This window comes from Azospirillum tabaci (assembly GCF_014596085.1).
GTDB classification, from domain to species: domain Bacteria; phylum Pseudomonadota; class Alphaproteobacteria; order Azospirillales; family Azospirillaceae; genus Azospirillum; species Azospirillum tabaci.
The window spans coordinates 528,608-542,095 of sequence record NZ_JACCJY010000001.1; the positions used below are offsets into that span (position 1 = coordinate 528,608).

Consider the following 13,488-nt stretch of genomic DNA (forward strand, 5'->3'; position numbering starts at 1 on the left):
GGGCCGGGCCAAAGAGGCAGAGCAGGGGCGTTACGGCGAGAACTGCTCCTTCAGAATCCGCTCCTCGAAGTTCAGCTCCGGGTCGAACAGCAGGGTGAGCGTGACGTCGCGGGCTTCCTCGACGTCGACTCGGATGACCTCGCGCACCTCGGTCGAATCGGCCACGGCGCTCACCGGGCGCTTGACCTCTTCCAGGATGTCCACGGTGATCTTGGAGCTGTGAGGCAGCAGCGCGCCGCGCCAGCGCCGCGGCCGGAAGGAGCTGATGGGCGTCAGCGCCAGCACCCCGGCGCCCAGCGGGATGATCGGGCCGTGGGCCGACAGGTTGTAGGCGGTGCTGCCGGCGGGGGTGGCGACCAGCACGCCGTCGCAGATCAACTCCGGCAGCCGGACGACCCCGTCCACGGTGATGCGCAGCTTCGAGGCCTGCCGAGTCTCGCGCAGCATCGACACCTCGTTGATGCCCAGCGCCTCCACCTGGTCGCCGTTGCAGCGGGTGGCTCTCATGCGCAGGGGGTGCAGCTTGACGCTCTGGGCACTGGCCAGCCGCTCGGCCAACTCGTCTTCGCGGAAGACGTTCAGCAGGAAGCCGACCGACCCCCGGTTCATGCCATAGACCGGCGGCGGGTTCTGTCCGTCGCGCTTCAGCGCGCGGTGCAGCGTCTCCAGCAGGAAACCGTCGCCGCCCAGCGCCACGATGACATCGGCGTCCTCCAGCGGCGCGTTGCCGTAGCGGTGGACCAGCCGGGTGCGCGCCCGCATCGCCTCTTCCGTGTTCGCCGCGCAGAAGGCGATGCGGAGGTCGGCGGGCTTGCGGGCGGAGGGATCGGGCGCCAGCGGGTCCAGGGTCGGATCGGCTGGCAGCTTGGCGGCGGTTTCGGTCATGTCCGGAGGACCATAGCGCAGGATGCCCGGTTGCAGAAGGCCGCTTCGGTCAAGAGGAGAAGATGCACTCCTTCGGGACGCATCACAACGCGCATCCCCCTCACCCTCCCCACGCCTGCGGCGCGGGTCCCCTCCCTCTCCCCGGAGGGGCGAGGGCGATCCAGCCGCCGGTTTGGCGGTTCGTCATCCGCCGGTCACGCTCATGTGGCGGGGCACCGCCGGGCCTTGGTGGCGGCGGTCGATGATGAAGTCGTGGCCCTTGGGCTTGCGGGCGATGGCGTCGCGCACCGCCTGGACCAGCAGCCCGTCGTCGTCGCTGAGGCGCAGCGGGGTGCGCAGGTCGGCGGCGTCCTCCTGGCCCAGGCACATGTAGAGGGTGCCGGTGCAGGTCAGCCGCACGCGGTTGCAGCTTTCGCAGAAATTGTGGGTCAGCGGCGTGATGAAGCCGATGCGCCCGCCGGTCTCGGCCACCCGGACATAGCGGGCCGGGCCGCCGGTGCGGTAGTCGATCTCGTCCAGAGTCCAGCGCTTCGCCAGCTCCGCCCGCACGAGGCTGAGCGGCAGGTATTGGTCGAGCCGCGCCTCGTCGCCGATCTCGCCCATCGGCATGACCTCGATGAAGGTCAGGTCGAAGCCCTGCTCGCCGCACCAGCCGACCAGCCGGTGGAACTCGTCGTCGTTCACGCCCTTCAGCGCGACCGTGTTGATCTTGACCTGGAGACCCGCCTCCTTGGCGGCCTGGAGCCCGCCCAGCACCTTGTCCAGCCGGCCCCAGCGGGTGATCGCCTGGAACTTGTGGGGGTCGAGCGTGTCCAGCGACACGTTGATGCGGCGCACTCCGGCCTCCACCAGATCGCCGGCGTACTTGAACAGCATCGTGCCGTTGGTGGTCAGCGTCAGTTCATCCAGGTCGCCGGCCTTCACATGGCGGCCCAGACTGTGGATCAGCTCGTGGATGCCCTTGCGGACCAGAGGCTCGCCGCCGGTCAGGCGCAGCTTGCGGGTGCCCAGCTTGACGAAGGCGGAGCAGACGCGGTCGATCTCCTCCAGCGTCAGCACCTCCGCCTTGGGCAGGAAGCTCATGTCCTCCGCCATGCAGTAGACGCAGCGGAGGTCGCAGCGGTCGGTGACGGACACGCGCAGATAGCTGACGGTCCGCCCGAAAGGATCGACGAGCGGGGCGGCGGCGGTCGGCGGAACGGTCGTCATCGTCAGGCTTCTCCCCAAGGGGGTCCGTATCGTGCAGTCCGGGCGGCGATTATGACCCCGAACCCGATCCTGATATATAGGTCCGAGTTGCGGATTTTTCGCCACCTGGAATTTCAGGCGCAGGAGACCACGGAGCGCGGAGCCGGGACTTGACGGGGATCAAATCCCGGCACCGTGCGCGGGTCCGGCGGCCGCACTCAGTGGATGCTGCCGCCGTCCGGACCGCCGTCCTTGCTGTTTTGGGCCAGCTCCCGCTCGCGCAGATAGTCCTCGGTCGTGCGCGGCGCGCGCGGCGCGCCGAGCGCGAAGGGCGAGTCCCCCCGCTCGAACTGGTCGACGACGCGGCAGTCGCCGCACATCCGCATGCGGTCGGCGGCCTCCGGCGTGGCGAACATGGCGTGCCGCCCGGCCAGCACCGCCATGATCTTGTCGATGGAGGACTTGGTGGCGAAGGGCTTGCCGCACTTGACGCAGCAGAAGGGCTCCTCCTCCTTCAGCACCTTGGCGCCGCGGGCGCTGTCGCGGAAATCGATCTCCGGGACCAGCGCGATGACCTTCTCCGGACAGGTCGTCTTGCACAGGCCGCACTGCACGCAGGCATCCTGCGAGAAGGACAGCATCGGCTTGTCGGCGTTGTCGAGCAGCGCCCCGGTCGGGCAGGCGCCGACGCAGGACAGGCAGAGCGTGCAGCCTTCCACCGTCACCTGGACCCGCCCGAAGGGGGCGCCCGGCGGCAGAGGCAGGACCTCGACCGGCTCCGGTGCCACCTTGTGCAGGTGGCGCAGCGCCAGCATGGTGACGGTGCGCTTGCCACCCATCGGCAGGAACGAGCCGGGGGCGGGAGCGTCCTCGCGCGGCAGGCTCCACAGCTCCGCCGCCACCGCGTCGGGATCCTGGGCGTCGATGATCGACACCCGGCCCGAGCCGTAGCCAAGACCCGCCATCGCCGTCTCCGCCAGACCGATCTGGCTGGCCAGCCCCGCCGTTTCGCCGGCGTTGCCCGGCCCGACCAGAACGCGCACCCGCGCCGCGCCATAGGCGAGCGCCGCCGCGAACACGTCGAAGCCGAGCTGCGTCACCTCGTTCACCGCGAAGGGCAGGACGCGGGCCGGCAGGCCACGGCCGTACCGCGCGATCAGCGAGATCATCTCGTCGCCGTGCCGCGGGTCGTGGACGAGCAGGACCGGCTCCGTCCCGCCGGCCTTGGCGTAGGAGGAGAGCAGCGTGCGCAGCCGCTCGTAGACCGTTTGGAGCGGCGGCAGGGCGTAGGTGCTGGCCCCCGTCGGGCAGACCGAGGCGCAGGAGCCGCAGCCGGCGCAGATGTGCGGGTCGATCGCCACATGGTCGCCGTTCGGCGTGATGGCGCCGGTCGGGCAGACCTCCAGGCAGCGGGTGCAGCCGGTCTTGCGGCTGCGCGAATGGGCGCAGAGGTCGGCCTTGAAGTCGATGTAGCGCGGCTTCTCGAACTCGCCGACCAGATCGGCGGCCTCGAACACCGCCTTGGCGACGGCGGCGGGGCTCTCCGGGTCGGGGCGCAGGTAGCCGTCGCGCTTGCCGTGCGCGGGGAACAGAGGGGCGCCGCCGGTCAGGTCCACGATGACGTCGCAGCGCGAGGCGGCGCCGTGCCGCGGCGGCTCGAAGCCGAGGACGGCGCGCGAGGCCGGGATGGCCGGGGCGTAGTCGTCCACCACGATCTCGAAGTTGCCGAGCCAGCCCTTGGCGGCGCGGATGGTTCCCTTGAACACAGGCACGTCCATGACGCGCGGCGGGGCGACGTCCTTCGGGGACTTCAGCAGAACGGTCACGTCCAGGCTGCCGGACAGCTGCCGGGCCACCTCGATGGCGCGCTCGTCGGTGCCGTAGACCAGCGCGGTGCCTTCCGACGCCAGGGTGATGGTGCCGGTCGGCGGGATGTCCATCGCCGCCTCGGCCAGCAGGGCGGCGATCTTCGGCCCCGCGAGCGCGCCCTCGTCCGACCAGCCGGCACGCTCGCGGATGTTGGTGAAGGCCAAGGCGGCGTCGGGGTTGTCCTGGGCCGCGATCTCCGCGAACAGCGGGGCTTCCTGGGTGCAGGCGACGAGCAGCGGAGCGCCCTCCGCCACGCGCGCCTCGAACCGGTCGAGCTGGGTGCGGCAGAGCTGGGTGGCGACCGACAAATCGCCCTCCGCCCCCGCCGCGGCCCCGCAGGCCCTGGCCAACGCCTTGCCGTCGAGCGCCATGCTGTGGGCGCAGTCGCAGACGAGCACCGTCCGGCCGTTGATCTTCATCGCTTCAAACCCCTTGCCCTAAAGCCCTGATGCAAACCGCAGGTTCCATTTCTGTACATATCGGCTGGGTGGCATGGTTGCGACAGCAAAATGCGTGCGGCAGGATGGTGGCCTTATCCATCCTTCGGATTCCCCCGGCCATGACCAGCGCCCCCACCGTCCGCGACGCCCGCATTGACGACGTTCCCGCCTTCCGGCGGATCTACGAACACCATGTCCTGCACGGCGTCGGCACCTTCGAGGAGGAGCCCCCCGACGCGGCGGAGCTGGAAACCCGCTTCCGCGCCATCACCGGCGCCGGGCTGCCGTGGCTGGTGGCGGAGCGCGACGGGGAGATCCTGGGCTACGCCTACGGCAGCGCCTATCACGTCCGCTCCGCCTACCGCTTCACCATCCAGGATTCCGTCTACATCGCGGAGGAGGCGCGCGGCCAGGGCCTCGGGCGCCTGCTGCTCCAGGCGCTGATCGACCGCTGCGTGGAGCAGGGCTACCGCCAGATGGTGGCGCTGGTCGGCGGGTCGGAGAACGCCGGCTCCATCGGGCTGCACACCGCCTTGGGCTTCCGCACCTGCGGCGTGGTCGAGGCCGTGGGGTTGAAGTTCGGGCGCTGGCTGGATGTGGTCATGATGCAAAAGGATCTGGGCGCGGGCCGGTCGGACATACCGGAGGGCAAGGGGCCGAGCCAGCCGGTGGCGGTGCGTTAGCCGCCGCTCCACCGGTCCAGGGCGGCGAGCGCCGGCGGAACGGCGGCATCCAGCGCGCGGCACAGAGCGCCGGGGTCGCCCTCGCCGGTGTCCAGGGCGCGCTCCAGCGCCTGCGCCGCGCCGCGCAGTGCCGGGCAGCCGTAGATGCCCGCCACCCCGGCGATCTTGTGGGCCATCGCTCCGGCGGTCGCCCGGTCCCCGGCGTTCCAGGCCTGCTCCAGGGCGGCGTGGTAGCCGCGCAGCGTGACGAGGGTGTTGGTCACCAGGGCGGCCACCCGCTCCGCCGGCAGATGCTCGCGCATCTGGCGGATGGCGTCCTCATTGAACACGGGAAGGCCGGGCTCCCGGTCGGGTACGCCCGCGGCGGCGAATGTGGCACCGGAGCCGGTGGACAGGCGGTCCAGCAGGGCAGCCAGCGCGGGCACGCGCAGCGGCTTTTCCAGGACGGCATCGGCCCCCGCCGCCCGGCAGCGCTCCGTGGCGTCGGGCGTGGCGGAGGCGGTCAGCGCGACGATGCGCAGCCCAGCCGCCGCGGTTCCGGCGCCATCGGGGAGGGCGCGGATGCGGCGGGTCGCCTCGACCCCGTCCATGCCTGGCATCTGCATGTCCATCAGGACGAGGTCGTAGCGCTCCCGCTCCACCGCCGCCAGGGCGGCCCGCCCGTCGGCCACCACCGTCACCTCGTGACCGGCGCGGCGCAGCAGCATGGCCGCGGCCTGCTGGCTGACCGGCTCGTCCTCCGCCAGAAGGACGCGCAGCGAGGGCGTTCCAGGCGGTGCGCCGGTCCGAACTGCCGGACCGGGCTGGGGGGGACGCGGGGCGCGGGTCCGCGCAACGCCCAGACCGGCCGCGAGGACCGCCAACCCGGCGACCAGCCCGACCCCGGCGGGAGCGGCGGCCGACAGATCCGCCCCGGTCCGGTGGATGGATGCGTCCCCGTCCCGCAACCCGTCGCGCAGGGCCAGCGCGCCATGCCCGGCCCGCTGGGCGAGGTCCGTGGCGGTGCCGCGCAGCATCGTGGCGATCCCCGCCGCCTTGGCGGTCAGCGCCTCCTGCTCCTGCCGCAGGTCGAAAACGTTCTGCTCGTCCATTCCCAGCGCGACGAGCTGGCGCGCGGCGTCGGCGCGACGCGGGCTCGCGGCGTCGATCGGCAGGTCGTTCAGCGCGTCGAACAGCGCCCCGGCGGCCTTGCGGAATTCGCCCCGTGCGGAAGTGGCCGGGAGCGGTGCCGTCGTGGCGGCAAGCAGCCGGAGAGCCAACGCCTGCCGCGAATCGTCGATCCGGCGTAGCGGTTCGCCGTCCAGCGGCGGCGTGCGCGAGCTGGCGAGCGCCTCCGCCAGCGCCTCGCTGCGGGCCGCCACCTGCTCGGCGAGGTCCTGTAGGCCGCGCTGCACGGTCAGACGGCGCTCCACCGTGGCGTTCAGCTCGTTCGCTTCCGCACGGATGGCCAGGGCGGCGAAGCGCAGCTCGGCACGCCACTCCTGCGGCAGGGTGTCCAGCGTGGCGCCGAGCTGGTGCGTCCTCTGGCGCAAGGCGTTGTGGGCAGCCAGCCGGCGCTGGGCGGTGCCCGCCGATTCCAGCTCGGCCGCGTTGGAGGACAGCCCGGCGGCCAGCTCCGCGACGCGCATGAGGTCGAGCGCCTCGTCGAGGCTGCGGGCGGCTTGGCCGCGGGCGCGGGCGTCCATCTCGGCGAGGGCGAGCCAGACGGAGCCGCCGGCACCGGCACCGGTCAGCAGAGCGGCGAGGGCGAGCGCGGCGATCCAGCGGGCGCCGATCCAAGGAGCGCCGAACTTGGGGATGCCCATCCGCAGGCCGCGGTCTCGATGGTGCGTTTGCGCCGGGGCGGCTGGCCCGGCGTCCTGTGCGTGCATGTCCGCCCGCTCGTTCCCGTTCGTGGCGCAGATTACATCGGCTTGGCGGGGCTTTGCCAAGGACCTTCGGCAAGGACCTTCGGGTGGATGGAGCGGTCGCGCCGTGCGCTCACACCGGCGAGGTGTCCTGGGTCCAGGATGGGTCCTCGATCCGGTGCAGACGCCCAGCCCCGGTGAGCGCGGCGCGCAGGGTCAGCGCCTTGCGCCGCGCCGGCGCCAACCGATGTTCCGGCGCCTCGCGCAGGATTTCCGCGCCATAGGCGTCGGCCACCATCAGGCCGCAGTCGTCGGGGATCAGCTCCGCCGGGAAGGCGTCGTCCACCGCGAAGTAGAAGACGTCGCACCAATCCCGGTATTCCGGCCATTTCTGGTCGGCCCGGAAGTCTGCCACGCAGCTTTTCACCTCGACGATGACGACGGTGCCGGAACCGTCCATCGCCAGTACGTCGGCGCGGCGTCCGCTGGCCAGCCGGAACTCCGCCATGCTGACGAATCCGCGCGCCGCCAGCGCGCGGCGCACCCCGCGGAAGATCGGGACGGCGCCGCTCGCCGGGATCGGCCTCTCGTCGCCCTGCAACAGGATATCGACCATTTGAAACGGAACAGTTCGGGAACGAAGCGGCACAATGACTTGGCGTCGCGCCTTTGCCAAGGGACTTTTGCCGAATCCGGACCGCGCGAAAGGGTCAGGCGCGCGCGACGGCGTGAGGCATGCCGTGGGGGGCGGCCCCGTGAGAGGCGGCCCCGTGAGAGGCGGCCCCGTGAGAGGCGGCATGAGGCAGGCTGCGCCGCGGCGGGAACATCAGAATGGCCGTCGTGCCCGCGCCGGGTTCGCTGTAGAGGTCGAGCCGGCCGCCATGCATCTCCATCAGTCGCTTGACCACGGGCAGGCCGATGCCCGTCCCGGTGGCGCCGCGGGGGACGGCCATGTCGGTGCGGCCGAAGGGCTCGAGGACGCGGGCCAACTCGTCCTCGGCGATTCCGGCGCCGGTGTCGGCCACCATCAGCCCGATTCCGCCGTCCGGCATGGGGCTGGCCGACACCATCACCTGCCCGCCCGACGGGGTGAACTTCACCGCGTTGGACAGAAGGTTGGTCAGCATCCGCTGAAGCGCACGGGCGTCGCCGTAGAGCAAGGGAAGGTCGCCGGACAGATCCTCTCCGATGTCCACGCCGCGGGCCGCCGCCTTGTCGCCCACCTGAGCCAGCGCCTGGCGGGCGGCGTCGGCCACGTTGATGGCCTCCTCCAGCATTTCCGTCCGGGTGGTCTCGCTCTGCGACAGATCGAGGATGCCGTCGATCAGCGACAGAAGATGCGTGCCGCTGGCGTGGATGTCCGCGGCGTAGCTGCGGTAGCGGGGGGAGCCGAGCGGGCCGAAGGTTTCCGCCAGCAACACCTCGGAAAAGCCCAGAACCGCGTTCAGCGGGGTGCGCAGCTCGTGACTCATGTGCGCCAGGAATTCCGCCTTGGCCCGGTGGGCGCGGTCCGATTCCGGCACGGCGGGGATCTCGGAGCCAAGCTCCACGAGGGACACGCAGACGGTCGGCGCCGTGCGGCGGGCGCTGGGAGGGGCGACGCTGAGGGGAGCGGTGTCGAGCGGTGTGGCGGCGATCCGCCAGCGCGCGCCGCCGGGAGCGATCACCAGGCGGCGCACCGCTTGCTTTTCCATCAGGCAGTCGGCGAGACAGGCGAACAGACCGGCCCCCTCGCCATCCTGGAGATCGTCGGCGCGCAGCCGGCGCCCGGCCAGGGGATGCCCGAACAGCCGCTCCGCCGCGCGGTTGGCCGTCAGCCATTCGAAATCATCGACGGCGCCCGTGTCGTCCTGGATCGCGGCCAGCACGCCGATGCCGTCGGCGAGCGCCGCCAGCGCCGCACCCATCAGGGCATCGCCGACCAAGGAGTGATTGGCCAAGGAGTCACTGGCCAAGGAGTCACCGGCCAGTGCATTGCCGCTCGAATCGTTCCCGCCCGGCTTGCGACCGTCCAAAAGCGCGACAGGGTCCGTGCCAGCCGGCGTTGCCGCCTCCGGTTGTCGGTCGCGGAAAGGGGGTTCGGTCACGGCATCCATTGGTCGGATAGTCGAAAAATTTTGAGGAACATGCAACCAACAAATTGCGACAACCTCTGTCGTTACTATGGCATCCCAGGGGATTCCCGCGGCCTTTTCTTGACTTTTATATAAAAATGCGCGGAACTGTTCGCAGGGCCAGCGGCCACGGGTGCTGATGCCGGATGTCCTGCCGAATAGTTCTGTCGGTGGTCGGACGAACGGTGGGCTTGATCCTGAACGCCGCTTCCGTAGCCTGTTCGCAAGGGACCGCTTCCGGTCACCAGGAAACCGCGTGCACGCAGCAGGGGGCGCCGCCCGTGACGAGCGAAGGAGCTTATCCGCATGGCGTGGGACGGCATGGCGCGGTCCTGGTCTTCGACGCCGACGACCGGCTGACCGCCTGGAACGAGGCGGCGGAGGCGCTGGCCGGTGCCGGCGGCCTTCTCGTCCGGGGCGCCCTGCCGGAAGCGCTGGCGCCGCTGTTCCGCGGCCTGCCGCCCGGCCACACCGTCACCGACTGGCCGCTCAGCGGGGGCGGGTTCGTCCGCCGCACCGCCGGAGAAGACGCCGCGGCAGGCGGGACCGCGGTCGGCGCCGACCTGTCGGGCCGCCTGTTCGCCGCGGCCAGCCACGATCTGCGCCAGCCGCTGGCCGCGCTGTCGCTCCTGCTTGGAGCCTTGGAGGGGCGTCTCGAGGGAGCCGCAAGCGGTGGCAAGGGGGCGGCGGGGCGGACCGGGACCCTCGCCGACCCGGCGGCGCGCGACCTGCTGAACGCCATGGGCAACGCGGTGCAGTCGCTGCGTGGGATGGTGGACGGGCATTTCGATCTCGTGCGGCTGGAGGCCGGTCTGGTGCAGCCGGACATCGGCACGCCCGTGGTCAACGGCATCCTGACGCGCATGGCGCTCGACGCGGCCCCGCGCTTCGACGGGCGCGGGCTGCGCTTCTCGGTTCTGCCCTGCTCGGTGCGGATCGCCACCGACGCCTCGCTTCTGGAGCGCATCCTCCAGGGATTCGTCGCCAGCGCCCTGCGCCACACGGAGCGAGGCCGGGTCGTGCTCGGCTGCCGCCGCCAGGGGGCGGATCTGCGGATTGAACTGTGGTCCACCGATCGCGGCCTGCTGCCGGACCAGCTGCGCGCCCTACGGGAGGAGTTCCAGCGCCCGGACGGGTCCGGCGATCCGTCGGCGATCGACCTTGGCCTGCGGCTCGCCTGCGGGCTGGCCCGGCGGTTGGGGCACCGGCTGGAGGTGGATTCGGCCCCCGGCCGCGGCACGATGCTGGCGGTTCTGGTGCCGCGGGCGGTGGACGGCGCGGACGAACCACCCTCCGCCGGGGAAACCGGCCCCGCCGATGCCGCCGCTCCCGCTCCCGGCGCGGACGTCAGCCGCGCCCGCGTGCTGGTCATCGAGGACGACCCGATGGTGCTGGAGGCGCTGGGCGCGCTGCTCGGCCAATGGGGCTGCGCGGTGGTTGCCGCGGATTCGGTGGACGCCGCGCTGGAGCGGCTGGGTCCCGGCCCGCAGCCGCCCGACCTCGTCATCTCCGACCTGCGGTTGAAGGGGGCGATGAACGGGATCGTCGCCATCCGCCAGATCGGCAAGGCCCTCGACGCCACGCTGCCCGGGCTGATCCTGACCGGTGACACCGACCCGATGCGCCTGCGCGAGGCGCGGCTGTCCGGCTATCCGTTGCTCCACAAGCCGGTGGCGCCGATGGCCCTGCGGGGGGCCGTGGCGCGGCTTCTCGGCCGCGAGCGGCTGAAGTCCTGACAAGGTTTCGGGTCGCTCTCACTTGCACAGTGCCGCGCTGTGTCTTGTATTTCAGGATTGACATCGAAATGAGGGCGCAATCCCGCTTCAAGTGACAATCAATAGTCGGCGCCTTGCGTGTTCTCCCCGGAACAGACTATCCATTTGGGAGGATAATGGCTTTTCCATTATCGAGGCGCGGGGCCGCTTGCTATAGTCGAACGATCCGACGAATTCGGTGAAAAGGCCGTTGGGAACGGGTGGCATGGCGCTGCTGGACAGAAGGAGGCGGGGCTCGTTTGCGGTTCCGGTGCTGGTCGCCGCGGGCCTGACGCTGACCTTTGGCGCCTTTTTCCAGATGCGCGCCGCCAACCGCGAGGCGGAACGCACGCAGCACGAGCGGCAGTTCACGCAGTTCCATGACGCCTTGACGGAGCGGATCGGAAGCCACGCACTGCTTCTGCGCACGCTGCGCTCGGCCTTCCCGGACCCGCGCCCGGCCAACCGTGACGGCTTCGCGGCGGCGGTCCGGCCGATCATGCCGCTCTATCCCGGCTTATGGTCGGTCACCTGGGTGACCCGCGTTCCGCCGGCGGGGGTTCCCGCGCTCGAGGCGGAAATGCGGGCTGCGGGCCGCCGGGACTTCACCGTCCGGGATGCGGACGAGACGGTCGAGGGCATTCCGGGCACGGCTCCGGCGGCCTCCCATGGGGATCTGTTCGTCAACACGCTGGCGGAGCCGGAGCGGGACGGTGCCTTCGGGCAGGGGGTCAACATTCTCTCCCTGCCCAACCGGGCGGAGGTGCTGGCGCGGGCTTGCGCGTCCGGCGATCTGACGGCGACGGAAGCCCTGCCGCCGCGCCAGCAGGGGGAGACCGGGCGCAGCATTGGACTGTACCTTCCCGTTTACCGCTATCCCGTGGACGAGATGGATGGGGCCGACCGCTGCGCGGAGGTCGCCGGCTACGTCGCCTCGGTCTTCGGCATCGCCCACCTTCTGGAGGAGGCGGGCAATCGCGTGGACGGCCTGCATGGGGCCGTGCATCTGCTCGACGGGCCGGCGGGGGACGGCGGGCGGGTCCTGGCGTCCCGCGACCTCGACGTCCCGTCGGCGAGCCGGGAGGGCGTTCCCTTCAGCGACATCCGCAAGGACGGCGAAACGGTGCTCGAACGCCATCTGGTGATCGGCGGGCGGCGCTGGACCCTGGCGCTGGTGATTCCGCCCGAACCGGGCTTGGCGTCGGTGGATTATCCGGCCTGGATCGTCCTGGTGATGGGGCTTCTGCTGACCGGTGCCCTGGCCGGCTACACCCGGCGCGAGGCGCAGGCCAAGCGCCTCCTGGTGACCGAAGCCCGCGCCCGCGCCGCCATGGCCCGCGCGCTGCGCGAAAGCGAGGAGCGGTTCCGCATGGCGCTGCGCCATTCGCGCGTCGCCGTCTTCAGCCTGGACCGCAACCTGCGCTACATGTGGATGTACAACCCACAGACCGGACGGGCGGCGGAAACCTTCATCGGGCGGACCAACGCCAGCATCCACGCGCCGGACGACGCGGCGCGGCTGGACGCGGTGAAACGGGCCGTTCTGGACACCGGCACCGGCGCCCGGCAGGAGGTCCGCATCGGGGCGGCGCCCGGCCCGGAGCAGGTGTTCGACCTGATCGTCGAGCCGCTGCGGGACGAAACCGGGGTGGTGTCGGGCGTGATCTGCGCCGCCATCGACATCTCCGACGGGGTGCGCATCCGCGAGGCGCTGGCCGAGGCCCATGCCGAGGCGGAGCGGGCCAACCGGGCCAAATCGCGCTTCCTCGCCGCGGCCAGCCACGACCTGCGCCAGCCCTTCCAGGCGATGAGCCTGTTCCACCACATCCTGTCCGCACGCCTGTCCGACCCCAAGCAGATGGAGGTGGCCGACAAGCTGGGGGAGGCGATCGCCGCCGGCAACACGCTGCTGAACACGCTGCTCGACACCTCCGCGCTGGAGGCCGGCAACGTCAAGCCGCGCCCCATCGTCTTCCCGTTCCAGGACATCGCCGACCGGCTGAACCGTGAGTTCGCGGAGCAGGCGGCCAGCAAGGGCATGGTCCTGCGGATGGTGCCGACCTCCGCCTATGTGGTCAGTGATCCGGTGCTGCTAGAGCGCATGGTGCGCAATCTGCTGGTCAACGCGCTGCGCTACGCCGGGACCGGGACGATCCTGCTGGGCTGCCGGCGCCGCGACGGGCACGCGCTGGTCGAGGTGTGGGACACCGGGCCCGGCATTCCCACCGACCAGCTCAAGCTGATCTTCGACGATTTCTACCGTTGCGGCACCGACCAGCGGGACAGCGGCCGCGGGCTCGGGCTCGGGCTGTCCATCGTCCGGCGCACCGCCCAGATCCTGGGCCATCAGGTCGATGTCCGGTCGCGTGTGGGCAAGGGCACGGTCTTCTCCATTGCCGTGCTGATGGTCGGCGACCGCCACAACCCGTTGCCGGAGGAGCCCACCTCGTCGGTGGCGAGCGCCTGAACCTTTCCGGCTTTGCCATGCGTGCGACAGGCGTGTGCATCGCGGAATCGGCAGGGATGGCCGTGCGCCTTCTTCACCCTTTCACGAAAATCCCAACGATCCGTCAATCTTGCGCCCCGGCGCGCAAGGTCTTGCCATGCTGCGCCTGCTCAGTGATACAATGCTGCGCGAGCGGATTTTGTTGCCGGAAAGTAAACGAATTCCGTCTTCCAACCGCTTGACATAGGTCATGGGGTGAGAC

The 13,488-nt window shown here is 70.9% G+C and carries 10 protein-coding genes; 3 read left to right on the forward strand and 7 right to left on the reverse strand.

The annotated features are described in order from the left end of the window. Nucleotides 1-30: 30 nt before the first annotated feature. The 3 genes from H0B54_RS02580 to H0B54_RS02590 form a co-directional block, all read right to left on the reverse strand. Nucleotides 31-885, reverse strand: coding sequence for an NAD kinase (locus tag H0B54_RS02580; protein WP_188259102.1), 855 nt, complete (start codon nt 883-885; stop codon nt 31-33). A gap of 183 nt (nt 886-1,068) precedes the next feature. Next, entirely contained in the window at nt 1,069-2,094 is a 1,026-nt protein-coding gene (gene moaA, locus H0B54_RS02585) for a GTP 3',8-cyclase MoaA (RefSeq protein ID WP_014241273.1), read from the reverse strand. Between the two features lie 197 nt (nt 2,095-2,291). Beyond that, nucleotides 2,292-4,361, reverse strand: a complete 2,070-nt coding sequence (locus H0B54_RS02590; protein ID WP_188259103.1) for a 4Fe-4S binding protein — start codon at nt 4,359-4,361, stop codon at nt 2,292-2,294. Nucleotides 4,362-4,501: 140 nt separating this feature from the next. On the opposite strand from H0B54_RS02590, the gene H0B54_RS02595 reads away from it, so the two are divergent. Further along, nucleotides 4,502-5,065 (forward strand): GNAT family N-acetyltransferase, encoded by a 564-nt coding sequence (locus H0B54_RS02595; RefSeq protein WP_094302032.1) that lies wholly within the window; start codon nt 4,502-4,504, stop codon nt 5,063-5,065. Here the strand turns inward: H0B54_RS02595 and H0B54_RS02600 are convergent. The 3 genes from H0B54_RS02600 to H0B54_RS02610 form a co-directional block, all read right to left on the reverse strand. Next, a complete protein-coding gene (locus H0B54_RS02600; protein WP_188259104.1) occupies nt 5,062-6,936 on the reverse strand; it encodes a response regulator in 1,875 nt (624 codons plus the stop codon). The two genes, H0B54_RS02595 and H0B54_RS02600, sit on opposite strands and share 4 nt — an antisense overlap. 109 nt (nt 6,937-7,045) lie before the next feature. Then, on the reverse strand, nt 7,046-7,528 hold the full coding sequence (locus tag H0B54_RS02605; protein WP_188259105.1) for an MmcB family DNA repair protein: 483 nt from the start codon (nt 7,526-7,528) through the stop codon (nt 7,046-7,048). Between the two features lie 94 nt (nt 7,529-7,622). Then, nucleotides 7,623-8,852: a sensor histidine kinase gene (locus H0B54_RS02610; protein WP_246472231.1), complete on the reverse strand. Its 1,230-nt coding sequence runs from the start codon at nt 8,850-8,852 to the stop codon at nt 7,623-7,625. A gap of 455 nt (nt 8,853-9,307) precedes the next feature. On the opposite strand from H0B54_RS02610, the gene H0B54_RS02615 reads away from it, so the two are divergent. Further along, nucleotides 9,308-10,762 (forward strand): ATP-binding response regulator, encoded by a 1,455-nt coding sequence (locus H0B54_RS02615; RefSeq protein ID WP_343068878.1) that lies wholly within the window; start codon nt 9,308-9,310, stop codon nt 10,760-10,762. Nucleotides 10,763-11,006: 244 nt separating this feature from the next. Continuing rightward, on the forward strand, nt 11,007-13,247 hold the full coding sequence (locus H0B54_RS02620; RefSeq protein WP_188259107.1) for a sensor histidine kinase: 2,241 nt from the start codon (nt 11,007-11,009) through the stop codon (nt 13,245-13,247). A gap of 81 nt (nt 13,248-13,328) precedes the next feature. Here the strand turns inward: H0B54_RS02620 and H0B54_RS29445 are convergent, their stop codons facing one another. After that, the gene (locus H0B54_RS29445; RefSeq protein WP_211109121.1) at nt 13,329-13,478 is read right to left on the reverse strand and encodes a hypothetical protein; all 150 of its coding nucleotides are present in this window, start codon (nt 13,476-13,478) and stop codon (nt 13,329-13,331) included. Nucleotides 13,479-13,488: the final 10 nt, after the last annotated feature.

Coding starts and splice junctions, on each gene's coding strand:
- H0B54_RS02580 (WP_188259102.1), bottom strand. CDS start 885: ATGACCGAAACCGCCGCCAAGCTGCCAGCCGATCCGACCCTGGACCCG.
- moaA (WP_014241273.1), bottom strand. CDS start 2,094: ATGACGACCGTTCCGCCGACCGCCGCCGCCCCGCTCGTCGATCCTTTC.
- H0B54_RS02590 (WP_188259103.1), bottom strand. CDS start 4,361: ATGAAGATCAACGGCCGGACGGTGCTCGTCTGCGACTGCGCCCACAGC.
- H0B54_RS02595 (WP_094302032.1), top strand. CDS start 4,502: ATGACCAGCGCCCCCACCGTCCGCGACGCCCGCATTGACGACGTTCCC.
- H0B54_RS02600 (WP_188259104.1), bottom strand. CDS start 6,936: ATGCACGCACAGGACGCCGGGCCAGCCGCCCCGGCGCAAACGCACCAT.
- H0B54_RS02605 (WP_188259105.1), bottom strand. CDS start 7,528: ATGGTCGATATCCTGTTGCAGGGCGACGAGAGGCCGATCCCGGCGAGC.
- H0B54_RS02620 (WP_188259107.1), top strand. CDS start 11,007: ATGGCGCTGCTGGACAGAAGGAGGCGGGGCTCGTTTGCGGTTCCGGTG.
- H0B54_RS29445 (WP_211109121.1), bottom strand. CDS start 13,478: ATGACCTATGTCAAGCGGTTGGAAGACGGAATTCGTTTACTTTCCGGC.